General features: G+C 53.5%; 24 protein-coding genes, 2 pseudogenes and 1 riboswitch. Of the genes and pseudogenes, 21 read left to right on the top strand and 5 right to left on the bottom strand.

From position 1 onward, the window contains the following. Positions 1 to 119: 119 nt before the first annotated feature. The 5 genes from QT231_RS07600 to QT231_RS07580 all read left to right on the top strand — a co-directional run bounded on the left by QT231_RS07600 (position 120) and on the right by QT231_RS07580 (position 4,336). Positions 120 to 1,040: a DMT family transporter gene (locus QT231_RS07600; RefSeq protein ID WP_308336311.1), complete on the top strand. Its 921-nt coding sequence runs from the start codon at positions 120 to 122 to the stop codon at positions 1,038 to 1,040. 77 nt (positions 1,041 to 1,117) lie between these two features. Further along, positions 1,118 to 1,627 (top strand): porin family protein, encoded by a 510-nt coding sequence (locus QT231_RS07595; RefSeq protein ID WP_308336310.1) that lies wholly within the window; start codon positions 1,118 to 1,120, stop codon positions 1,625 to 1,627. Between the two features lie 246 nt (positions 1,628 to 1,873). After that, a complete protein-coding gene (locus QT231_RS07590) occupies positions 1,874 to 2,935 on the top strand; it encodes an HlyD family secretion protein (protein WP_308336309.1) in 1,062 nt (353 codons plus the stop codon). Next, positions 2,925 to 4,013, top strand: a complete 1,089-nt coding sequence (locus tag QT231_RS07585) for a DUF2955 domain-containing protein (protein ID WP_308336308.1) — start codon at positions 2,925 to 2,927, stop codon at positions 4,011 to 4,013. Before QT231_RS07590 ends, QT231_RS07585 begins: the two co-directional genes overlap by 11 nt. 137 nt (positions 4,014 to 4,150) lie before the next feature. Next, positions 4,151 to 4,336, top strand: coding sequence for a CsbD family protein (locus QT231_RS07580; RefSeq protein ID WP_308336307.1), 186 nt, complete (start codon positions 4,151 to 4,153; stop codon positions 4,334 to 4,336). Between the two features lie 129 nt (positions 4,337 to 4,465). On the opposite strand, the gene QT231_RS07575 is transcribed toward QT231_RS07580, so the two are convergent. Beyond that, positions 4,466 to 6,178 carry a hypothetical protein gene (locus QT231_RS07575; protein ID WP_308336306.1) on the bottom strand — a complete coding sequence of 571 codons (1,713 nt, stop codon included), beginning with the start codon at positions 6,176 to 6,178 and terminating at the stop codon, positions 4,466 to 4,468. A 451-nt stretch (positions 6,179 to 6,629) separates the two neighbouring features. On the opposite strand from QT231_RS07575, the gene QT231_RS07570 reads away from it, so the two are divergent. Both QT231_RS07570 and QT231_RS07565 read left to right on the top strand, forming a co-directional pair. After that, positions 6,630 to 7,235, top strand: a complete 606-nt coding sequence (locus QT231_RS07570; protein WP_308336305.1) for a TetR/AcrR family transcriptional regulator — start codon at positions 6,630 to 6,632, stop codon at positions 7,233 to 7,235. A gap of 84 nt (positions 7,236 to 7,319) precedes the next feature. Further along, a pseudogene (locus QT231_RS07565) lies at positions 7,320 to 8,540 on the top strand (MFS transporter). Between the two features lie 73 nt (positions 8,541 to 8,613). On the opposite strand, the gene thiC reads toward QT231_RS07565, so the two are convergent. Further along, complete coding sequence (gene thiC, locus QT231_RS07560; RefSeq protein WP_308336304.1) at positions 8,614 to 10,503, bottom strand: phosphomethylpyrimidine synthase ThiC; 1,890 nt, start codon at positions 10,501 to 10,503, stop codon at positions 8,614 to 8,616. Positions 10,504 to 10,536: 33 nt separating this feature from the next. Continuing rightward, the gene (gene tenA, locus QT231_RS07555) at positions 10,537 to 11,220 is read right to left on the bottom strand and encodes a thiaminase II (RefSeq protein ID WP_308336303.1); all 684 of its coding nucleotides are present in this window, start codon (positions 11,218 to 11,220) and stop codon (positions 10,537 to 10,539) included. 81 nt (positions 11,221 to 11,301) lie between these two features. Further along, positions 11,302 to 11,433: riboswitch (TPP riboswitch) on the bottom strand. Between the two features lie 129 nt (positions 11,434 to 11,562). On the opposite strand from tenA, the gene QT231_RS07550 reads away from it, so the two are divergent. Next, entirely contained in the window at positions 11,563 to 12,165 is a 603-nt protein-coding gene (locus QT231_RS07550) for a methyltransferase domain-containing protein (RefSeq protein WP_308336302.1), read from the top strand. 53 nt (positions 12,166 to 12,218) lie between these two features. Here QT231_RS07550 and QT231_RS07545 read toward each other — a convergent pair. Further along, positions 12,219 to 12,347: pseudogene (locus QT231_RS07545) on the bottom strand (phage integrase N-terminal SAM-like domain-containing protein); the annotation flags it as partial. Between the two features lie 272 nt (positions 12,348 to 12,619). Here QT231_RS07545 and QT231_RS07540 point away from each other — a divergent pair. The 6 genes from QT231_RS07540 (at position 12,620) to QT231_RS07515 (ending at position 17,336) form a co-directional block, all read left to right on the top strand. Beyond that, positions 12,620 to 13,135, top strand: a complete 516-nt coding sequence (locus QT231_RS07540) for a hypothetical protein (protein ID WP_308336301.1) — start codon at positions 12,620 to 12,622, stop codon at positions 13,133 to 13,135. A gap of 94 nt (positions 13,136 to 13,229) precedes the next feature. Further along, on the top strand, positions 13,230 to 13,628 hold the full coding sequence (locus tag QT231_RS07535) for a hypothetical protein (RefSeq protein WP_308336300.1): 399 nt from the start codon (positions 13,230 to 13,232) through the stop codon (positions 13,626 to 13,628). A gap of 568 nt (positions 13,629 to 14,196) precedes the next feature. Beyond that, positions 14,197 to 14,685 carry a transposase gene (locus QT231_RS07530; protein ID WP_308336299.1) on the top strand — a complete coding sequence of 163 codons (489 nt, stop codon included), beginning with the start codon at positions 14,197 to 14,199 and terminating at the stop codon, positions 14,683 to 14,685. A gap of 129 nt (positions 14,686 to 14,814) precedes the next feature. Continuing rightward, positions 14,815 to 15,276: a transposase gene (locus tag QT231_RS07525; RefSeq protein ID WP_308336298.1), complete on the top strand. Its 462-nt coding sequence runs from the start codon at positions 14,815 to 14,817 to the stop codon at positions 15,274 to 15,276. Positions 15,277 to 15,755: 479 nt separating this feature from the next. Continuing rightward, on the top strand, positions 15,756 to 16,604 hold the full coding sequence (locus QT231_RS07520) for a sulfurtransferase (RefSeq protein WP_308336297.1): 849 nt from the start codon (positions 15,756 to 15,758) through the stop codon (positions 16,602 to 16,604). Between the two features lie 303 nt (positions 16,605 to 16,907). After that, positions 16,908 to 17,336, top strand: a complete 429-nt coding sequence (locus tag QT231_RS07515) for a GNAT family N-acetyltransferase (protein ID WP_308336296.1) — start codon at positions 16,908 to 16,910, stop codon at positions 17,334 to 17,336. Between the two features lie 138 nt (positions 17,337 to 17,474). Here the strand turns inward: QT231_RS07515 and QT231_RS07510 are convergent, their stop codons facing one another. Beyond that, positions 17,475 to 17,648, bottom strand: a complete 174-nt coding sequence (locus QT231_RS07510) for an aldo/keto reductase (protein WP_308336295.1) — start codon at positions 17,646 to 17,648, stop codon at positions 17,475 to 17,477. A 235-nt stretch (positions 17,649 to 17,883) separates the two neighbouring features. Here QT231_RS07510 and QT231_RS07505 point away from each other — a divergent pair, with 235 nt between their 5' ends. The 7 genes from QT231_RS07505 (at position 17,884) to QT231_RS07475 (ending at position 22,441) form a co-directional block, all read left to right on the top strand. Beyond that, positions 17,884 to 18,126 carry a type II toxin-antitoxin system Phd/YefM family antitoxin gene (locus tag QT231_RS07505; protein ID WP_308336294.1) on the top strand — a complete coding sequence of 81 codons (243 nt, stop codon included), beginning with the start codon at positions 17,884 to 17,886 and terminating at the stop codon, positions 18,124 to 18,126. Beyond that, the gene (locus QT231_RS07500; protein ID WP_308336293.1) at positions 18,123 to 18,386 is read left to right on the top strand and encodes a Txe/YoeB family addiction module toxin; all 264 of its coding nucleotides are present in this window, start codon (positions 18,123 to 18,125) and stop codon (positions 18,384 to 18,386) included. The genes QT231_RS07505 and QT231_RS07500 overlap by 4 nt, the downstream gene beginning before the upstream one ends. Positions 18,387 to 18,576: 190 nt before the next feature. Next, on the top strand, positions 18,577 to 19,116 hold the full coding sequence (locus QT231_RS07495; RefSeq protein ID WP_308336292.1) for a GNAT family N-acetyltransferase: 540 nt from the start codon (positions 18,577 to 18,579) through the stop codon (positions 19,114 to 19,116). Between the two features lie 17 nt (positions 19,117 to 19,133). Beyond that, the gene (locus QT231_RS07490; RefSeq protein ID WP_308336291.1) at positions 19,134 to 19,421 is read left to right on the top strand and encodes a hypothetical protein; all 288 of its coding nucleotides are present in this window, start codon (positions 19,134 to 19,136) and stop codon (positions 19,419 to 19,421) included. 172 nt (positions 19,422 to 19,593) lie between these two features. Beyond that, positions 19,594 to 20,589 carry a 3-oxoacyl-[acyl-carrier-protein] synthase III C-terminal domain-containing protein gene (locus QT231_RS07485; protein WP_308336290.1) on the top strand — a complete coding sequence of 332 codons (996 nt, stop codon included), beginning with the start codon at positions 19,594 to 19,596 and terminating at the stop codon, positions 20,587 to 20,589. After that, the gene (locus QT231_RS07480; protein WP_308336289.1) at positions 20,586 to 21,596 is read left to right on the top strand and encodes an NAD-dependent epimerase/dehydratase family protein; all 1,011 of its coding nucleotides are present in this window, start codon (positions 20,586 to 20,588) and stop codon (positions 21,594 to 21,596) included. The genes QT231_RS07485 and QT231_RS07480 overlap by 4 nt, the downstream gene beginning before the upstream one ends. Further along, entirely contained in the window at positions 21,593 to 22,441 is an 849-nt protein-coding gene (locus tag QT231_RS07475; RefSeq protein ID WP_308336288.1) for an MBL fold metallo-hydrolase, read from the top strand. The genes QT231_RS07480 and QT231_RS07475 overlap by 4 nt, the downstream gene beginning before the upstream one ends. The last annotated feature ends 9 nt before the right edge of the window (positions 22,442 to 22,450 follow it).

Raw genomic sequence — 22,450 nt, 5'->3', positions numbered from 1 at the left:
AGCAGCGCCTGAATTTCGTTAGCCTTCTATGGAAAAGCGAGGCATGCTGAGCCATTGATGGCTATACGCCCGAGATTCACCTTACACCTTCTACTCTTTTAATGAGCCGTTCTGTTCTTATGTCAGCGTCCCCTTTGCCTAAACTACTGCCGCGCCACTTGGCTATTCTGTTAATGATGACTGTGGCTACCATGTTCGCCGCCAATCATGTCTCGGCGCGGCTGGCGTTTGATAATGGTACCGGGTTGTTACTGGCGGTATTAACCCGCTCAGGGGTGGCCTGTCTGATTTTGGTGGCACTCGTTATCGTGCAGAAAAAACGGCTCTGGCTGCCTGCGGGGAGTTGGCCGTGGCAGCTCACGGTGGGGCTGCTGATCGCGATTCAGAGCGTTAGCCTCTACTCGGCCGTAGCCAGACTGCCGGTGGTGATTGCGCTCCTATTGGTCAATACCTTTCCCATTCAGTTGGCGCTGCTCAGTTGGGCATTGGGCGGCCCGCGCCCTACGCTGAGAAGCTGCCTGATTATGGGCACTATTTTAATTGGTTTACTGGTGGTGCTTGATATCCCCTCTTGGATTGCTAGCGCTGATGCCATGGGGCCGGGTTGGATCGCGGGCATTGGGTTTGGATTAATGGCGGCCTTCGTATTTGCCTGCGCGCTGTGGGTCACCGAACACCGCCTGGCGGGTGTGGGCAGTACGCTGCGCAGCCTTTTGACCATGCAAACGGTGTTTATCGTCATGATCATTGGCGGCATCGCTGGTGTGGTGCCAGGGGGAATGAGCCTGCCAGATAACAGCACTGGCTGGCTGGGGCTTACGCTCCTTGGGCTGCTGTATGGTTCGGCGTTCTCAACGCTGTTTATTTTTGTGCCCCGACTCGATATGGCACGCAACGCGCCGGTGATGAATATCGAGCCGGTGGCCTCCCTGGTGTTGGGTTATTTCGTGCTGGGACAAATGCTTAGCCCTGGACAGCTAGTCGGTGGAGCCGTGGTCGTTGGCGGTATTATCGTGCTGAGCTTATCCAAGGGGCGGTAAATATTTGCGTTCTTCATAGTTATGAATCACAATACAAAAGTGTAAGGAAACACTGTTTTTTAACTGAGGTGCAAGCTATGAAGATGTCCATGTTGTCACTTACTTCGGCGGTACTCCTGGTGGGTGCAGGCGCATTTGCAACGAGTGCCCAAGCACAACAGTCCTTCGGTTACCCGCAAGCTTACTTGGGCGGCGATGCCATGTTCTGGAGCCTGGATCCAGACAGAGGCTCTTCCCGCGATGACGTAGGCTTACGCCTGCGTGGCGGCGCTCAATTTAATGACTATTTTGCTCTGGAAGGCCATTTAGGTACAGGCGGTTCAGATGGCGGTGCTGATCTGGATCATCTAGCTGGCGCTTATGCAAAAGGGATTTTTCCGGTGGCCCCTGAAGTGCGGTTATACGGTTTAGCAGGCTTCACGGAAGTTGAGGTTAGTAGTAACCGGGAGAGTGATTTTTCCTACGGTGGCGGCGCCGAAATGGACGTAGCCCCCAATTTGTCGGTGAATGCAGATTACATGCGCTACCTGGATAAGTCTGACTATACCTTTGATGCGGCCAGCATTGGTCTACGTTATCGGTTCTAAATCGTTCGCTTAAAAGCGTAGCGAATCACTAAGCACTCAGTACTCAGCCCTGTGGCCTTTATGCCATGGGGTTTTTGTTTTTATAAGCTTGTTATTGAGCGCTGATGTAGTGAATAAGTATATGTATATTGTTAGCAAGCTAATTATTTGTTAGACTAAAGTCCCATATGCTATTTCCTACACGATACGCGCCCGTATAGAGGCGCTGGCCGGGTGGATGCCTGGTGGCTAACAAGAGAGTTTTGCATGACCCCTGATCAAAAATTTGCCCGTTGGGTGAAAATAGCCCTTGCTGCCTTTGTGCTGCTTTTTATCTATTTTCTGGTGGCCGATAGCTTTATGCCCATGACTCCCGAGGCGCGAGTGATGCGGCCGGTAACGCGTATAGCGCCCGAACTCAGTGGCCCAGTGAGTGAGGTATTGGTGCGTGATCACCAACATGTGGCTAAAGGCGATGTGCTGTTTCAGATAGACCCCGCGCCGTTTCGATTGGCCGTTGAGCAGGCACAGCTGAATCGCGAACAGGCTGAACGGGAGAATGCCCAGTTGGAAGCAGAGCTCACCTCGGCGCAAGCGGAGCTGGCATCAGCTGAAGCGACAGCTGACGAGCAGAGGGGGGAACTTCGTCGTGCCGAAACCCTGGTGGCGCAGCAGAGCGTATCCCGTCAACAGTATGAGCAGCAGGTGGCTGCTGAGCGCACCGCACAGGCCAGCGTGGCAGCGGCCAGGGCTAAAATAGTCAGCCTGGAAGTGCAGTTGGGCGATGTCGGCGAGACGAACCTGCGTTTACGCCAAGCGGAAAACGCACTCTCCCAAGCGCGGTTGGATCTTGCCCATACCCAGGTGCGCGCCGCGCAAGCCGGGAGTGTTTCCAACCTGCAGCTAGATGTCGGTGACTATGTTCAGGCGGGGCAGCCAGCGGTAGCGGTAGTGGCGGATGCAGTAGATATCATTGCCGATTTTCGTGAAAAGAGTCTGCGCCATGTGGCGCCTGGTGACGCAGCGCGGGTAGTGTTTGATGCCTGGCCGGGCCAGGTATTTGATGCCCAAGTCCTTGCCATGGACGCCGGTGTCCGCGAAGGGCAGTTGGCTGCCGATGGGCAGTTGGCCGATATTCCCACCACTGATCGTTGGGTGCGCGATGCTCAGCGTATGCGCGTACACCTGGCGCTAACTCAGCCAATCGCGAACTTATTACCCAGCGGCGCCCGCGCCACGGTACAGCTCCAGCCCGGTGACGCTGTCCTGGCCAAGCCTTTTGTATGGTTACAGGCACATCTCATCAGTTGGCTGCACTATGTTTATTAAAAAGAGGTCTGCCAGAGCGGGATCCTCTAGCTTAGCGGCAGCTAAGCGCAAACCCGAACTCTCAAGGAATGGCCTGCGTCAGTGCCTTAGAGTGGCTGGGGGCGGCACGCTGGGGTTTGTGATTAGCCAGCTGATGGGCTGGAACTACGGTGTGTTTTTTACCGTTTTCCCGATGTTTTTACTGGGCATGGTGCCGATTCTTAATGGCCATATCATTCGTCAGTTTCTAGCCAATGTATCGATCAACGTGCTCGAAGTTAGCCTGGTAGTGGGGTTGCTGAAACATATGCCGGTAGTGATGACCCTAGTGGTGTTGGGCATTTTTCTGTTTCGCTTTAACCTGATGGCGAAAGGGCCGCTGTTTCTGTTTGGCGCCAATGGCGTGCTGACGCTCAGCATTCTGCTGCATTTCGCCAGCTACCCTAATGTGGACTTGAGCGATTTACTGGCCTGTAATCTCGTTGCCAGTGGTTTAGCCGTGTTTATTGCCATGCTGATGCATACGCTGTTTCCCGATGTAGAAGCCCGGAAGCCACCACCAAGAGCTTCCAAAACTTCCTCGCAAGTTCGTCATGAAACTTTCATTGGTGGATTAACCGCCACGCTCTCGTTTGTGGTGTTTCAGGTATTCGACTTACAGGGTTCACTTTCTGCGCAGATGGCCACCATTTTGGTGCTGTTTACGCTGGGGTACTCTGGAGCGAAAGTATCCGCCGCCAAACGAGCCGTAGGAACACTGCTGGGATGCAATTTGGCGTTACTCATGCAGCTACTTCTGTATACCCAGAGCCACCATTTTTTACTGGTAGTGTTGCTCTATTGGCTGGGGCTGATGCTTTTTGCTCGCGAGCACATTCACGAAGGGGGTGGTTCGGGGATTGGCTTTGGTGGGCTGACTACCCTGGGGATTCTATTTGGTCAGTCGTTAGGCCCGCAGCAGGATCTGGTATACAGCGCGCTCTATAGGTTCTCGTCAATGAGTGTCGCACTGGCCCTCACGTTGTTGGCTATGGCCTGCCTACACTTTGTGTTAAACCGCTGGGCGCCAACGCGTTTACCAGCAAGCAACCGGCCATAAAAACCCTGACATGAATAAATCAGCGCAACTTTTTTAATACAGGCTACTCTGATGAGTGTGCCGACATGTGATTAGCCGTGCTATTTGCACCTTTCACATACGGCGTTTTCCCTACTAACGGATTAGAGGTGTTCGTCATGGCAACTGGTAAAGAAGATAAAGCGAAAGGAACGGCCAATAAAGCAGCAGGCAAAGCGAAAGAAACTGCGGGCAAGGCAAGTGGTAGCAGCAAAACAGAAGTCAAAGGTAAGGCCCAGCAGGCGAAAGGCGAACTGCAAAAAGGCAAAGGCGATGCCAAGGAGAGTCAGAAAAAACAGCGCTAAGAATTTTACATTGATTACAACAGGGGGCTTCGGCCCCCTGTTGGCGTTTATACGGCTTCCAAAGCCCCCGCTAATATTGATAAATCGTTTATATCAGCGGGTTCTTCGTATTGAATGAACTGTCGGGTATCAGTTCAATTCCAGCGAGAAGCTCATTTCAACGCCTGCATCATCCACTCTGAACCAGTACTCTGTATTTTTGTAGGCATCACCATATTGCTTGAGCACTTCAATATCAGACGCTGTTATTTCATCGGACGGTGCCTGCTCCATAATATTGGCCAGGGACTGATAAAACTCGCCTGTCATATGGCCATGAAACAGCAGATCACGTTCCGAAGTAGAGGCTTGTAGCTCTGACTGCAGCGTCGCCGAATCGCTAATACCCACGCCCAACGCAACCGCAGTGTCAGACATGGCAGCGTAGAGCGGGGGTGAGTCAGGTGGCAACATCATGCTCTCGACTTGCTTGGCTTTTCCGCCTGGTTCAAGCCCCAGAACCCCCAGCTCCGGCATGAAAGCGCTCACTGTAGTCAGCAGCCCCAGAGGATTTTGTGAGGCGAGGGTGAGGATGCCGACACCGCTGGGTGCACCGTTTTTCATCGTCAGGCTGTCAATGCGAGCATTGAAGCCAGACAACGACGGGCCAATCATCATGGTGATCGGGTTGTTGATCGCCATGTTAATCTCATTCCAAGTGCCGTTTAGCTCCTGCAGTTCGTCACAGCTGAACGGGTTCTGACGCACTTCCTGAGCATATTTTTGAACGGTTTGAAGCAGTACTGGCAGATCCAGGCCCAATCCAAAGCTGGCCATTCCACCTGTGCTACCAAGGCCCGGAACCTGAGTAGTCAGGGCACGCAGATCGCTGACAATATCCTCATCGGTTTCCAGGATGAGATTCATCTCCATGCGGTCAAAGTTGTACTCACGCATGCCCATGACAAGGCCAGGAATTCGGTTGGTGATGCGGTCGATATCTGCCTGGCAGGTGGACAGATCCAGAGGTTCTGCATCAACGGCATTCATCAATGCTTGAGTACCCGAATGCGTGGGGTTGCTCAGCTCATCAAACAGCCGTGAGGAGTTAATCTGCCCAGCGCCGTAAGGTGTGAAGCCATGACGCTCTTCAAGCTCTGCCAGTGCGCCGGTATCCCCAATGGTGCTGTCGGGCAGCGTTTTACCCAACACCTGCGCTAACAGCTCGTCGCTGGCATCTTGCGGCACTACCGATACCAGTAGCTGCTGGTCTTCAATGACTAGGATGGCCTGGAGTGGGCCTTCTGGCGTCAGTACCCAGTAGTCGGTTCCGTTAGTGGTGGCCGTGCGCGGGGTGATGTCTGCCTTGGTCAGAATACGCTGCAGCGTTTCACGAAAAGCCTCTTCATCCTGCAGTTGCATACGCATAACAGGCAAAATACCCAGCCCATAAAAAGCAGCCTGAGGGCTCATCTTGAGGCCCAGCGAATGCACATCATCCAGTGACTCAACCTCTACTAGCTCTTCACCCGTGGCGATCAACAGCTTCATCATCGCATGCAGCACTTCATCGTCTTCTATCTGGGGCAGCGTGTTGCGCAGCTCATCCAGATCTGACTCAAGGGTCGTCATGGGCTGCATACGCTGATAAAGATCAAAAGCATCTTGCTCAGGCAAAGTTTCGCGCGTGGCCATGAAGTAGGGGGAGTTAGCCGGAACGTATTTCAGCATTGGCGCTACGTTATTTTTCGACGCTTCCTTTTGCGTTGCGGCTTCGGTTGGCTCGTTATCATCGCTGCAGCCGCTGAGCATGCCTGCGCTGAAGAGGGCAAGGGTAACCGCTATGGAAAGTTTGGTTTTCATCTGTAATCAGTTCTTTGCAAAGTGTTGGTTTTAAATAGAACGCTATGAACAGTGCGTTGAGAAAATGAGAATCATACACGTGCAATGTATAATTAATCTACTTAGGCGAAAAAATACTTTAAAACAGGTTCAGCAGAGGCTGGTTAAATAGCACTTGATAATCCGTAAGGTCAGGGGAGAGAAAGTAACTCATGCCACGTGGTGGCTCTTGAGTTTCCTAAAGCTCAAGGGCCATATTCATTTGCAATGCTGTTTAATAGGCCGCTATTTAGACTTCCTGATACAGCTCGCTATCTTTGTTGCGAACCTTCTTCGCATGCTCTTCTATTCCTTTAATTACCGATTTCTGATCGCCGTTTAGGCCTTGACGGATTGAATGCTTGCTACTAGATTAGCAGACAGACCTGTCTGTTCAGTGATGTTTTATGTTAACACTTTATGATGACGCCTTATGATGACACTTGATCCATCGTCGGTTTCCCGGCCCCGCGAACGTATTATCGAAACGGCTAGCCGATTATTTTTCCGCCAGGGCTATTGTTCCACTGGCGTTAATCAGATTATCAGCGAGTCCGGTGTGGCGAAGGCCAGTTTTTATACGCATTTTCCTAGCAAAGAGGCTCTCGCTCTTGCTTGGCTAAGGCAGCGCGAAGAAAACTGGATACAGCAGTTCAAGGAACGCATTGAGCAGCATCAATCGACCGATAAGCGTGTCGCCGCGATGTATACCATGTGGTACGACCAGATCCACGAAGAAGGGTACCGTGGGTGCGGCTTTATCAATATGGCCGGGGAATTCAGCAATGAGAAAAGCCCGATTAGGGCCTTTGTACGTGAACACAAAGACCGCGTAAGACAAATCATTGCCAATGATGTGCTTAACGAGTATCGGCCCAGGCTGAAGTCGAATGACTTTGACGAGTTAGTTAATGCGATCTACTCACTTTTCGATGGCGCCATTATTCAAACGCAGAATTTTATGCAGGATTGGCCTATTGATGCTGCATTGAAAACCTCCCTGAAAATACTGTCTTCATATCGGGATAAGGCAATCTAGTGATGCGGTTAATCGGGCCCTAGTGGCGCGGCATTCCAGCGGCCGCTTTTCAATTAGAGTTGCAAAATCAATAGGCTTAGAAGTATGTACTGTCCCATCTTACTAAGGCGTAACTCAGCTTTTAATGTCGTAGGTGCTGGCCTCTTAATAGTGGCCTCCACTTATGGGCTGTCGCGCTATACTTATGGCCTGTTTGTGCCTGCCATTAGACATGACTTTAATTTAGACCAAGCAACAGTTGGTGCTATTGGCAGTGCGTCCTACCTGGGTTATCTATTGGCAACGCTTGCCAGTCCACTGTTGGTGCGTCGTTTCAGTCCTCGTATGCCGATTATATTGGGCGGAATGACAGCGACGCTGGGTATGTTGCTGGTCGGACTGGCGGCTACCCCGATGTGGTTAGCGCTGGGCGTTACGCTTGCCGGTTGTAGTCCAGGGCTCGCTTATCCACCGCTATCCGATGCCATCAAGCAACTGTGTCTCGCTGAAAAACAGAGTCGCTACTAAGCCATCATTAATTCGGGTACCAGCTTTGGGGTGATGGTGTCTGGCCCTTTGGCACTTATCGCAGGCCCACGCTGGCAGCTGGCTTGGCTATGTTTTGCGTTTATCGCGCTGATCGCCACGCTATGGAATTTTCTGATAATGCCGGGCGATAGGCGTGGAACTGCTAATGATGAATATTCTGATAATGCAGATTCAGCGGTGTTGGGTGATTACCAGGAACCCCTAATGGCGCTGCTGAGGCGCAAGTTGAGGAATGATTCGGTGCGGCGACTGTTGTTGGGGGCGCTGTTGTTCGGACTGGTAACCTCCGTTTACTGGACGTTTTCTGTTGAACTGATCGCAGGCGAAGACCGGCTTTCTGCGACAGGCCGAGTGATATTCTGGATGGTAGTGGGCATTGCTGGTGTAGCAGGTGGGCTGGCTGGGGAGCTGGTAACTCGCCTTGGGCTGGTCAAGGTATTGAAGTGGGCAACATTAGCTATTGCAGCCTCAATGGCTACTCTTACCATGCCGGGCGATGGGCTGCTAATGATAGCCCTATCCGCCGTGGTGTTTGGCGCCACCTTTATATTGATCACCGCCCTTTATGGTATCTGGAGCGTCAGTTGTTTTCCTGAAGCACCCTCCACAGGTTTTGGTTTAACGTTCTTTCTGATTTCTGCAGGCCAACTGATATCGCCGACCCTGGCGGGGCTGGTTGCAGAGGTCTGGCAATTAGCAGGCGTGTTCCAGGTCACCGCAGTATTCTGTCTCGGAATCATGCTGCTCCTACCCACCCAAGACGTGTGGCGTATGTGAGCAATAGCTAGTGTGAAACATCGCTGTTCCAGCGCCCGCCTTGTCGACGGGCGCTGAAGGCTAAAGCGGCAGATCACACTTCCTGATACAGCTCGCTGCCTTTCTGGCGAAACTTCTCAGCCTGCTCTTCCATGCCTTTCATGACTGCTTCCTGGTCGCCGTTGAGGCCATGCTCATTGGCATAGTCGCGTACTTCCTGGCTGATCTTCATGGAGCAGAATTTCGGCCCGCACATGGAGCAGAAGTGCGCCACTTTGGCGGAGTCTTTGGGCAGGGTTTCGTCGTGGTATTCGCGGGCGGTGTCCGGGTCTAAGCCAAGGTTGAACTGGTCTTCCCAGCGGAACTCAAAACGTGCCTTGGAGAGAGCGTTATCCCGCCGCTGTGCCGCCGGGTGGCCTTTGGCCAGGTCTGCCGCATGAGCTGCAATCTTGTAGGTGATGATGCCGGTTTTAACGTCGTCTTTATTGGGCAGGCCCAGGTGCTCTTTCGGGGTCACGTAGCAGAGCATCGCGCAGCCAAACCAGCCAATCATCGCCGCCCCAATGCCGGAAGTAATGTGGTCGTAGCCGGGGGCGATATCCGTCACCAGCGGGCCGAGGGTATAGAAGGGGGCCTCGTCGCAGTACTCCAACTGCTTATCCATGTTCTCTTTCACCAGATGCATGGGCACGTGGCCGGGGCCTTCGATCATCACCTGCACATCGTGCTTCCAGGCGATATGGGTCAGCTCACCCAGGGTTTTAAGCTCTGCCATTTGCGCTTCGTCGTTGGCATCCGCCACTGAGCCGGGGCGCAATCCATCGCCGAGGGAGAACGCCACATCGTACTGCTTGCAGATCTCGCAGATCTCCTCGAAGTGGGTGTACAGGAAGCTCTCCTGATGATGGAACAGGCACCATTTGGCCATGATCGAACCGCCGCGGCTAACAATGCCGGTGACCCGCTTGGCGGTGAGCGGCACGTAGCGCAGCAGCACCCCCGCGTGAATGGTGAAGTAGTCCACGCCCTGTTCGGCTTGCTCAATGAGCGTATCGCGGAACACTTCCCAGGTGAGGTCTTCGGCTACGCCTTTAACCTTCTCCAGCGCCTGATAGATAGGCACTGTGCCAATCGGCACCGGCGAGTTGCGCAGGATCCACTCGCGGGTCTCGTGGATATTCTGACCGGTGGAGAGATCCATGATGGTGTCCGCGCCCCAGCGGATCCCCCAGGTCATCTTGTCTACCTCTTCTTCTATCGAAGAGGTTACCGCCGAGTTGCCCAGGTTGCCGTTAATCTTGACCAGAAAGTTACGGCCAATAATCATCGGCTCAGATTCTGGGTGGTTGATGTTATTGGGAATAATCGCCCGGCCACGGGCCACTTCATCGCGCACAAACTCTGGGGTGATCTCTTCCGGCAGGCTGGCGCCAAAGCTCTGTCCAGGATGCTGGTGACCCAGAATGCGCTCTACTTCTGCGGTACCCAACGCTTGGCGACGCTGGTTTTCGCGAATGGCAATAAACTCCATTTCCGGGGTGATAATCCCCTGGCGGGCGTAGTGCAGCTGAGTAACGTTTTTCCCAGGCTTGGCCCTGCGCGGAGTGCGGGTTAAATCAAAGCGCAACTGGGCAAGGGTGGGATCGTTAGCGCGGCGCTTACCGTACTCAGAGGTGTGGCCCTCCAGAAACTCGGTGTCATCGCGCTCTTCAATCCAGGCACGACGTAGGGCGGGCAAGCCTTTGCGTAAATCGTTGATAGCGTCAGGATCAGTGTAGGGGCCAGAGGTGTCGTACACCAGCAGCGGCGGGTTCTCTTCATCAATGCCGGTGGTTTTGGTCGGCGATAGCGCAATCTCCCGGAACGGCACGCGGATATCCGGGCGCGAGCCTTCGATATATACCTTACGCGAGCCGGGCAGTGGCGCAATGGCGGCGGCATCCACCTGGGCGGTTTCGGCTAAAAAGTGACTGGTTTTGCTCATTACGGTCTCCTTCGATTGTGATTGTGGTACTGCTTACTGGGTCAGGTCGGTGTCTATCAGCGCTAACCCCATCTGCCAGAAGTCGATTTCCAGACGAGTGGCATCGCGGAAGATCTTGCTGAGTTCGGCAAAGCGGGCGGGCGACACATCGGCAAGGCGGGTGTTGAGCCATTCAAGCTCGGCCTGCATGGCGGCCTGAAATTCCTCGCCTTCGTACATGGCAATCCAGGCGTCAAACGGGTTTTGCGCGCCGCGCAGGGTTGTGGGCTGGGCATTCAACCAGTTGGCGATTTCGCCATAGCCCACCAGGCAGGGGGCCAACGCTACGTGCAGATCGAGCAGATCACCGCGGTTGCCGGTATCCAATACATAGCGAGTGTAGGCAAGCGTCGCCCTGGCTTCGGGGAGCGCTTCCAGCTCCTGCTCGGAAATCCCCCACTCTTGGCAAAAGCCCACGTGCAGGCCCAACTCCACATCCACAATGGCTTTTAAGCCTTCATGGGCCTGGCGAAGATCGGCAAGGGTGGGGCTTTTATAGGCCGCCAGCGCGTAGGCACGGGCGAAGTGGATTAAAAACAGGTAGTCCTGCTTCAGATAGTGGCGAAATGGCGCTTCAGGCAGCGTGGCACTGCCCAACTGGCGCACAAAATCGTGCTCAATATAGGCGCGCCAATCGTCCTGGCAGGCGGTGGTGAGATCAGTAAAGCGGTAGCCCATGATGCCTCCGGTGGTACAACGAACCGGCGCACGGGCGAAGGGAGAGTGAGTTGGGGCAAGCTATCAGGTGAAAACGGTGCACCCCAACCACCGCTTGATTCCTACGCCGGTACTAGCCGGATCAGGTTCAACGGGCCCCGCCGTGACGACTTGCTGTAGCAGCCAGCCGTATAGCGATCTCAGCCGGTTCCACCGGCACCCCGTCAAGCAGTATTCAGGGCAGTGTAGGAGGCGGGTGGGGGAGATGCAAGGGGGTAGTTGACGGAGCTGTGTGTTAGTTTTTATTCGATAGTGCCATCAAGACTCATCCTCACGGCGTGATGCGATACGGGAATACCGACATTGAAAAACAAAAACGGAGCGGGCTGGGAAGCCTTCTACCAAGCCAATCAAACACGCGCCGCTTCCCCGCTGTTAAGGCGCGCTCTAGGTGATGAATGCTTACCCATCGGTAACGGCTACGCCGTCGATTTAGGCTGTGGCAGCGGTATCGAAACGGCCATGCTGTTGAGGGCGGGCTGGAGTGTTCTGGCAATCGACAAGGCACCCCACGCCATTGCACGCGTCGGGGCATTGAAAGCCGAGCAGCTCTCTGCTGACCTGACGGTCGTGCACTCGCGGTTCGAGGAGTTGAAAAGCCTAGCACCTTCAGCACTAATCCATGCTGGGCTAAGTCTACCGTTCTGTGAGCCAACGCACTTTCCCGCAGTTTGGGACAAGATCCTATCAGCGCTGGAACTGGGAGGTGTCTTCGTTGGCCACCTCTTTGGCGACAGACATGACTGGGCTACACATTCAGCAATGAGCTTTCATTCACAGCAAGCAGTAGAGGAGCTGTGTGACGGCTTGAATATCGAGCTTTTACGTGAAAGCGAGGGAGAGGGTGGTCTGGTACCGCACCATTGGCATCGGTTTGATCTTATCTTGAGAAAGCCGGTAGTTTGATTGAATACCAAGTTTTGGGTGGCGGCCGCCACGTGCCTTTCGATTGACAGATACTTTAAAAATTGCCGTACTTCATGATCTGCTAGGGTGGCAGGGTGCCGTAAGTTATTGAACTGAATGTAGAAGCAAATCCAGTAGCAATAGGTTTTCTCAGTGCGAAGGCTATAGCGATTGACCCTCATGGTTGCCTTGACGCGTTCCATCAGTTTCATGGGAGATCCCCTCAATAATGCTGTACATAAAAATAGTATTATTGAGATAAGCAAAACGCGCAAACACGCGAATTTTGCCTACATAGCCGAAATTTTCTTTGCACGCTGTAGAATCAATGAGGTAGATTCAATTTTATGGCTATGAAACCTCAGCCATTGCGACGTCGCGTTCATTGAGGCTTCATCGCAGGGTGTATAATCACTGTTAGCCGGATATAAACGGAGTATAGAGAATAGAGAAGATGCAGATAGCACGTGATCGCTCAGAGATAATTGTCCAAGAGTTTACTGATGGGGAGTCGGTTAACGCCTTTGAGCTCGGCTACTTTTTATACTTTTTCCGTTCTGCATATGTTGCTTGTCTTGAGCTGACGAAAGGCGAAGATGCTGATCTTGAAGGTTTAGGCGATGTCAGCAGGGCTGATTTGATAGATGTAATAAATAAAAAAGTCTCATATTTATGGTTGGCTGAGCTTTCTCCCGAACTAGATTTGGAATTCTTGGAGATCTCAAAGAACAGTCCGCTTAAGTTCGTAGCCAAGACCGCAGGGGGATGTTTAGTGGCTTTAACATTGGCAGTAATCCTCTCGGGAGGGAAAGCTAACGTGTATACCGGTGATTTTGAGCTGCCGCCGCTTGCTGAGGGAATAAGAGCTTTAAAAGAAGCTTTTGAACAGCCACAGCCCCATTCGCTTCCATCAGAAAAGAAAGCTGCGATCAAGAAACAAGATGATTCTGGCCAAAACACAAATGGCTAACCAATGCAGGCACGGCGACGCCCTTTACATTACGCCTTCGGCTCCCTTCCAAGGGCGCGCATGCTGCAGGCGTTAACTAGAAATAGGAGAAGCAATGCAGGAAGCAATCGCTAGAGGAAAAAAGGTCATCCAATGGGTAAAAAATACCTATCTCTTGATCCTTTTTTTAGTAGCCTTTGTTGCAGGGATTTTCGTTATTGGTCCTTTTATGGATTCGGAGGTCTATGAGTGGGCCAAGAACCAAGTGCAGAGTAATGCTCTTCTAGCCGAAGTGATTGATGTTCAGGGCATGATAGCTGACATGTTGGTGGCATCAACTGTACCAATGCTCATAGTCTGGGCTATTGCATTCTACGTGCACTCGATTTTCAAATCTGATAATGAGCTATTTAACGACTTTTACGGTTCAGTTTCAGCGCTCTTAGGAGGTCCAACGAAAATCGTATTTGTGTTAACGGGGCTATTGCTTGGAGTATGCGCCTTCGGTTGGTGAACCTATGGAGGAAGTCCTGGAATCATCATGGCAACAGTGTTTGCTCTGTTTATGCTTGCTCTAGGGTTTTATATTAAGTACAGCTCTTCTCCTAAGATAAAAAAGTGGAACCACATTGATAATCATGCCTTTAAGTACGCCATAGCTTGTTGTGTCATGGCAGCTGGTGCTCATCTCTGGACCGTTTTCTCTGATCCTTACCACCTTTGGAACGCGGTTAATGATGCATACAGTCTGACCCACTAGTTAACCAGCGTGTCAACGGAACCGGTTTTCCGCTCGCGCTCCAAACCGGCCCGTTACGCCAGCGTTGAGGCTGTAGAAAAACCCCACTGACGGCTAAGTTTTGGTAGGATCGAGAAAACAGACGAGGAGTGGTCAGCATGCCGCGCTTCAAGGCTTATAACTACGATCAGAACGCCATGGTGGTGATCAACTACCAAGATCAGCTCCAGCTAGGCACCTTTGAACACGCAGTGCACTATCTGATCGAGCACAAGCTCGACTTGTCCGTTTTCCATCCCAAGTACCGCAACGATGCGGCCGGCTGGCCTATGATCCAGCCATCTTGCTCAAGATCATCCTGTTTGCTTACTCAAAAGGTATCACCTCCAGCCGTGAAATGCAGTGGTGCTGTGAGACCAATATTATTTTCAAAGCCCTTTTCTGCGATACCGTTCCCCACTTCACCACACTGGCAAGCTTCGTCAGTCGCCATGCTGATGAGATTGAAGCACTGTTCGAGCAAGTGCTACTGGGGTGCCACGAACAAGGCTTATTGGGTAACGAACTCTTTGCGATTGACGGCTGTAAGATGTCCTCCGATGCCTCCAAAGAGTGGTCTGGCACATTCAAAGAATTGGACGAGAAACGTGAGAAACTGAGAGGCCTGATTCGGCATCACCTACTGGAGCACTACGCGCGTGATGAGGCCGAGACGGAAGCCGATCTGGATCGGGATATCCGACGGGCCAAGACGATTCTCTCGCTAGATGCCGCCATGAACAAAGTGGATACAGCCCAAGGATGGGCCGGGGGAAGCGAATCAAGGAAGTGAAGAGCAATCTGGCCGATAGCGAAAGTGCTAAAAAGGCAGGTTTTTTGCTCCTGCAAAACCTGCATTCCCCACATCCCTGTGGCAACCACCAGCAAGGGCACGATTCAAGGCTATAACGGTGTAGCCACGGTGGATAAAAAACACCAGATCGTCATCGATGCCCAGGCCTTTGGCGAAGGCCAGGAACATCACACTTTGCAGCCCGTACTGGAAACGGTCGAAGCCCGTTTTAAGAAGCTAGGAATTGCGGACAACATCTACCAGAAAGGCACCGTCGTCACCGCGGATACCGGCTTCGCCAACGAAGATCTCAATGGCGCAGGGCGACAAGTGTCTTTTATTATCGAGAACAAACGCTTACCCAATTACACCGACTGGATGAAACACCGAGTGGATAGCCCGAAGGGCAAGGAAATCTACAGCCATCGTATGTCAGTCGTAGAGCCGGTATTCGGCAACATTGGCACGACGAAAAGACTGAATCGCTTCATCCTTCGGGGTAAGAAAAAGGTGCAAGGTCAGTGGCAGCTCTACTGCTTGGTGCACAATATTGAGAAGTTAGCGAATTACGGTCACTTAGCCGCGTCATGAAGGGCTTAGGGCGGGATAAGTTGCTTTTTAAGAGCAACAGACCGTCTTCAACAAGCTTTAGCTGGGCGCTCAAGTGGCTAAATGCCAATATTAAGATTACTCAGCCAGATGACTGGCTGAGTAAGTAAATTAGTACGAGAGGCGGTGGAGACGGCTCGAAATCGGGTTTTTCTACAGCCTCGTTAGGGTGCTGAAAAATCCTCAGTTGACGAGGATTGCGGCTGCGAGGTAAGTAGTCCCGGAGTGATATCAGGCCTGATTGCGAGGTTTGAAGTGGATGCTAAAATCCCCGCCTGCATCGGCCATCACTGGAGAAAAGGCGATATGGACACGGCTCCCGCACCCGAACCAATCGGCACGTCAGGGGCTCTGCAGTTCGTCGATCAGCATGCTGCGGATTACGCGGGCCGCGTCAACTTGCTGGTCTCGCCCGTCTGCGATCATGTACTGTTGCATTTCGACCTAGACCGGAGAACGCCATGCCTTCCCCCATTGTGACCACCGACTGGCTGCAGGACAATCTGGATAACGAACATTTGGTACTGATCGACGCTAGCATGGCCAATGTCGTTGGCAAGGAGCCGATCGTTTATGACCGTCCGATGTTGATCCCGGGAAGTTTCCGGATCGACCTGGAAGGAACGCTTTGCGATACCGGAGCTTCCCAAGCTCACGCCTTCCCGACGGAAGAGCAGTTCACGGCGGAGGTTCATAGATTGGGCATCGAGCCCGAGAGCCTGGTGGTGTTGTACGACGATCAGGGGATCTACTCGTCACCACGCGCGTGGTGGATTCTGCGGGCTATGGGCCTCAAACAGGTGTTTGTTCTGGATGGCGGCCTGCCGCAGTGGTTGGCCGAAGGGCGGGAGGTCGTTTCTGCTTCGGTTGCAGATGCGGCCAAGCATGGCAGCGTGGTTGGCAAGCTCGACCACACCCTGGTTCGAGATTCTGACTACGTTTTCCAGCATCTGGAGGACGAGCGAGTAACGGTTATCGATGCGCGATCACAGGCACGTTTCCTGGCGCAAGCGCCAGAACCCAGGCCTGGTGTGCGCGGTGGCCACATCCCTCACTCCCTCAACCTGCCGTTTACAGAGGTGCTGGAGGGTTATCGGTTCAAGCCAGCCAGCCAACTGGCGTCAACGTTTGCCCAACTCTCTCCCTCCCTTCAGCCCAGCAACGGGCACCAATTGGTGTTTTCCTGTGGTTCCGGCATCACCGCCTGCATTATCCTGCTGGCGGCCGAGCTGGCCGGGTATACTCAGCTGTCGCTGTACGACGGTTCCTGGGCCGACTGGGGCAGCAGTGAGTCGTTGCCGGTGGCGTAGCGGACATCATCTCGCTACAAAAGGAATTGGCAGTTCCTAACAATTACAGGCACGGCGACGTCTACTCTATTGCGGCTTCGCCTCCATTCCGCAGCCGCGGGTGCTGTCTGCGTTAGAATTAAGATGAACCATCAATTTATACTCGCCGGTGGCCCCGGTGATGGAAAAACTCCGCATCCTTAACACCGGAAGGGCAGCGTGGCACTGTAGATGAACGCGTGTCGTTTATTTTGCAGCGAGTAAAAAACCCTTAGGTCGCCACTGTTGGAAGACACTTTTCGCGCTAAACGCTAAAGTAGCAACATGAAGACCATTTATCGAAAATACACCCATAAAGACGTACAAGCGCTGATCCCGCTAATGGCCCAGCTTGGCTATGATCATTCTGAAGAGGCGCTCTCAAGCAATGTTAGCGCTGTGCGGAAGCAGGGCGGGGAAGTGTTTGTAGCGGAGGTTTTTGGCAACGTTCTCGGCTGCGTGTCTGCCATTGTTGATGTGCGTTTGGCCGAGGGTGTCAAGGGTGAGATTGTAAGCCTAGTGGTAAGCAAAGACGTAAGAGGACAAGGGCTTGGTAAAGGCTTGGTTCTCGAAGCGGAAAAGTGGCTGTCTGGCAACGTCGATGTTATCCGAGTGCGCGCTAATGCGCTTAGGGAGCAGTCCCACCTCTTCTATGAGTCCCTGGGCTACAGCAAAGATAAAACCCAGGCTGTTCTTCTTAAGAAGAGCCCCTAGATATGATCACTGCGTCAGAACGGCTAGGATTGCGCTACTACAGGCCTGAGGATACCCCATCTGAAGCGCCAGGCCTGAAAAGGACAGCCAGAGCGCAGGAATGATATGGCGATCCAGAGGGCGAGACCACGAAGCATGCTAAGCACTAGGCCTAGCATGGTGGCCGTCGTGGGGGTAGACCTTGCTGACCAGATACACCTCATCGAGTCGGTCACGAATCGCATGGCCAACGATTTTTTCAGCGCCGCCTTCGGCATACATCTCGGCGTTATCGAACAGGGTCATGCCCAGAGCCAAACTTTCACGAAGCACCTTGACCTCAACCTGCCGCCTGTGATGCTGCTCTGGCTACCGGTTAAATCGCAGTTCATGGAACCAAAGCCAGCACCTTGCGCAAACCTGCTCGTCCTACGTTATCAGGCAGCCTCTCGATCCGAAACTGCGGAGCTGCATTAGCGTGAGACTCGTCCCTATACTACACGTTCGCCTTGACGTACGTTTATAGAGGCGTACATTTGGAGATAGTTAAACATCCGAGAGGTGCGTCATGACTGGAATTACAGCCACCGAGGCGCGCAGCAATCTTTATCGCCTAATTGATGAAACGGCTGAGTCCCACCAACCTATCGTCATTATGGGTAAGCGGAACAAGGCAGTTTTGGTTTCCGAGGAAGATTGGGCTGCCATTCAGGAAACGCTCTACCTGTTATCCGTTCCCGGTATGCGTGAGTCGATTCGCGAGGGGATGAATACCCCTGTCGAGCAATGTGATGAGGAGCTGGGTTGGTGACATGGAGGTTGGTTTATACCAAACAAGCCCAGAAAGATGCTAAGAAACTGGCTTCCAGTGGCCTGAAGCCAAAAGCCCAGGAGTTGCTTACCCTCGTCGCAGAAGATCCGTATCGAAAGCTGCCTCCATTTGAGAAGCTAATCGGTGATCTTGGAGGCGCTTATTCACGTCGGATTAACATCCAGCATCGCTTGGTTTACCAAGTGCTTGAAGAAGAGCGGGTGGTTAAGGTTCTGCGGCTCTGGAGTCACTACGAATAGTGCTTAAACTGACGCTGTTAGCGGGCAACTTGTTCATCGTTAGTTACCCAAAGCTGAGCGTTAATGGGGGATTATTCATTAATCAGAACCTTGCCGATCAGTGCAGAGCAGCGCTTGTTGCAAAAACTCTTCGGCTCTAGAGAGCTACCAACTTAGTCTTATCATCATCGGATCTTAAAAGATCAATATTATGGATATAGTGCACGCCAATCCTGAAGATGCGCGCGCTGTAGCTGAGATTCATGTCGAAGCTTGGCGTGCCGCCTATAGATCCATTGTTCCAACTGATTATCTAGCATCGCTATCGATAGAGCGTCGCGAAGCTATGTGGGGCGAATGCATAGCTGCGGGTGATCCCGAGTTACTTGTTGCCAAGAAAGATGGCGCTGTTAAAGGCTGGCTGAGCTTTGGGCCATGTCGAGATATCGGTGAGCACAAGAGTGAAGCTGAAATTTGGGCTCTCTATGTATCCCCAATGGCTTGGTCAACGGGAGTGGGGCGCGTGCTCTGGCTGCGGGCGAAAGAGCTGATGCTTGTGCAAGGTTTCAAATCATGCAGTTTGTGGGTTTTTCCTCAGAATGAACGGGCGATTAAGTTCTACCGCTCAATCGGGTTTGCCCATGACGGGGCCGCTCCAAAGAACTTCGAGCTCGGTGGTGCTCGGCTTCAGGAAGTTCGGTTTGTCACCCAGCTTCTCGGCAGTTTAGTCACCAAAGATAAGCAGTGTTAAAAACATATTGGAGTTCTATGTTTAAGCTCGAAGTCACTGCATTAATCGTTGGTTTAGCAAGTGTTGTAGTTGCTTTGCTCATCCCTTTTTTCTGGAGTATGTTTCCCGAAATAATGCGCGCCTATTTCCTCGGTGGCGAGCCAGGGACAATGGTCGTTGGATTAGGAGTTTTAGTTGGGGTAGTGGGGAGTATGCTGTTCGTTATAAACCTGTTTCGCAAGCAGTTCACTCTTTGGTGCGCTAGGTTACTAACGGTGTTGGCTCTCTACTTGGGTTTAGCCATCGCTGGTGCAACAGGGATTTAACAAATGTACGCATCAGGCAGCTATCCGCACATCAGGAACCACTTTTAGCGTGTGATTAGCTCTCCTTTATGCACCCCGCCAGGTTAACCCTAAAATGAACCTCGTCTAACTTTTAATTGATTGATATTAAGCTTTATTAGAGTATGTGAGCGAATCGATTAGAATTGGACATATGATTAGCAATTTCACGATTGCCGGGTGGGGCAGCTATCGCCCCCGTACTCTGCTAACTTCGCGCTCGCTGGATGAGCATCAAGGTCATCTGTCTGGCTGGACTGAGCGCCAGTTCGGCATTGCCGCGCGTCATGTCGCGGGTGAGGAGGAGACCACCTCAATGATGGCGACTGAGGCCGCCCGTGAGGCGCTGAACCACGCAGGTTGGGGCAATACACCGCCCGACGTTATCATCGGCGGTTGTGGCGTTATGGAACAGCCGATTCCGTCCACTGCCGCTTTAGTCCAGAACCGTCTCGGCTTTGGTCAGTCCGGCGTGCCTAGCTTTGACGTCAACCAGACCTGTTTATCCTTTATGGTGGCATTGGATATCGCCGCCATGGGAGTTGCCTGTGGACGCTGGCGGCGCGCGCTGGTGTTCTCTAGCGACATCGCCTCGGCAGGGCTTAACCCCGAAGAGCCAAAAACGCGTTCCATTTTTGGCGATGGCGCAGCGGCGCTGGCGATTGAGGCGACGTCAGACACAACCTGCGGAATGCGCTCAAACGTGACGGTTACCTATGGAGCTCACCACGAATTAGCGCAGCTTCGCGCGGGCGGCACAAAATTACGTATTGCTGAAGGTTACCAAGCGCTAGTCGCCGGCGCCTATTTCGAGATGGACGCCTTTGGCATTTTCAAAGCTGCTGCCAAGGTGTTGCCTGGAATCATCAAGCGTGCGCTCGAACAGGCGGAAATAGGCAAGGATGATCTCGCCTGTGTGATTTGCCACCAAGCCAGTGCACCTGGGGTAGAGCATATCAAACGGCTTTTCACGCCCAACAGTGACCGCGTGGTTAATATCTTCCCGACGACCGGTAACCAGATCGCTGCCTCAATCCCGACTGTGCTCGCCCACGCACTTACGACGGGTACTGCCAAGCGGGGTGACCATATCTTGCTGCTGGGCACCGCCGCGGGGATCAGTGCCAGTGCTATGGTGCTCAAGCTATGAGCCAGCGGCGCATCCTGATAACCGGGGCGACCGGCGGGCTGGGCATGGCATTGGTGCGCGAGGCACTAGAACGCGGGCATGCTGTGCGTGCCACAGGTCGTTCGCAGGCGGCAGGCGATGCGCTAACGTCACTCGGCGCACAGTTCGTTAGGGTGGATCTTACCCACTCAAAGACCGATTTTCGCGAGCTCTTGAAGGGCGTCGATAGCGTTATTCATGCCGCCGCTTTATCGGCCAGCTGGGGGCCGCGGCGCGCATTCGACCTCCACAATATTCATATGACCGAACAACTGCTTGAAGCGGCCAGCCGCTCTGGCGTTGAGCGCTTTGTGTTTGTTTCTTCGCCGTCAATTTTCGCCGCGTATCGTGATCGTCTAGCCATCGGCGAACATGACGCCCCCGCGTTTCAGCCTCTCAACCACTACGCACGCACCAAGCTCGCGGCGGAACGCAGCGTGCTTGCGCCGCGGGAAGACGCCATGGCCTGCTGCGCCATTCGCCCGCGTGCGCTGGTGGGGCCGGGTGATCGGGTGATCCTACCCAAGCTGGCTGAACTTGCGGGGCGCAAGCGCATACCGCTTCCGCGTGGGGGCAGGGCGCTGATTGAGTTGACCGATCTGCGTGATGCCGCATGGGCCATCTGTGCCGCTGAGGAGCGGCCGGTTGAGCTTACCGGAAAGGCAATCAATATATCGGGAGGTAGCCCTATTACGGTACGCGAAGTGGCTTATAAGCTCGCTGATGCGTTAGGAAAAAAACCGCAACTTGTCTCGCTGCCGGTTGGCTTGGCGCGAGCTATCGCTGTGCTAAGTGAAAACGCTGCGCTGCTGATGCGCGCCTCACGGGAGCCGATGCTGACCCGCTATAAACTGGCGACGCTGGCCTATTCTCAAACCTTTGATCTCGAGCCCGCCCAGCGGCTGCTGGGCTATCGGCCACAGCATGATGCATTGGCAACTCTGCTGGCCGAAGCGCGGCAGCTCTCTACGCAGGATAAACGGCTATGATCCGTGTCGGATTCCGTTGGCTTGAGCGCGGTTCATGCCGACATCCCGAGGTCGCCACCCTTTCGGGCGGCAGCCTATGCGCAGTTGATTTTCCTGCCATGGTGGGGGTGATAGAGCACCCGACACGGGGCATTTTGTTGTTTGATACCGGCTATGACCCTGCTTTTATCGATGCAACCGAGACATTTCCAGAGCGATTCTATCGCTGGGCAACACCGGTCAAGGTCGATACACAGCAGGCATGGAGCGCTTGGCTTGCGACCCACGGGATTGAAGACAGCGCGATTATGGGCACAATCATCTCGCATTTTCATGGCGATCACGTCGCGGGAATGAGCCACCTTGCCCAGCGGCCGGTCTATTGCGCCCGGGCAGGTCTGTCCGAATTGCGCCGGCCGGGTCGCTTTAGCCGCGTGCGCCAGGGCCTGCTGCCTGCGCTGGTTCCCCAGGCAGCCGATGCCAATGCTCGCTTTTTCGAAGATGCCCCAGCAGTGGCGCTACCCAGCGGATTTGCGCCCTTCAGCGAAGGTCGGGATATCCTGGGGGATGGTAGCCTGATCGCCGTCGAACTGCCCGGCCATTGCGTCGGTCATTGGGGGCTGGCACTGCGCACCTGCGATGATCGCCAGGTCTTACTGGCCGCCGATGCGGTGTGGCTTGGCAAATCGATTACGCAGCGTAGGCCGCCGCCGCGGTTTACCACCACGCTTCTCGGCAATACCCAGCGTTACCGCGCAACTCTCAACCTGTTGAGCGAGGCGGCGTGCTGCAATGGCGATTTGGTGATCCTACCTTCGCATTGCGCTGCCAGCGCCAAGCGCTTTGGCGGCCATGATGCGAACTGACCGGGTCTT

Origin of the sequence: Halomonas sp. SpR1 (genome assembly GCF_031010175.1) — a bacterium.
Lineage (GTDB): Bacteria > Pseudomonadota > Gammaproteobacteria > Pseudomonadales > Halomonadaceae > Vreelandella.
The sequence above is the reverse complement of the archived record's forward strand: the minus strand, read 5'-3'. Positions and strand labels throughout refer to the sequence as shown.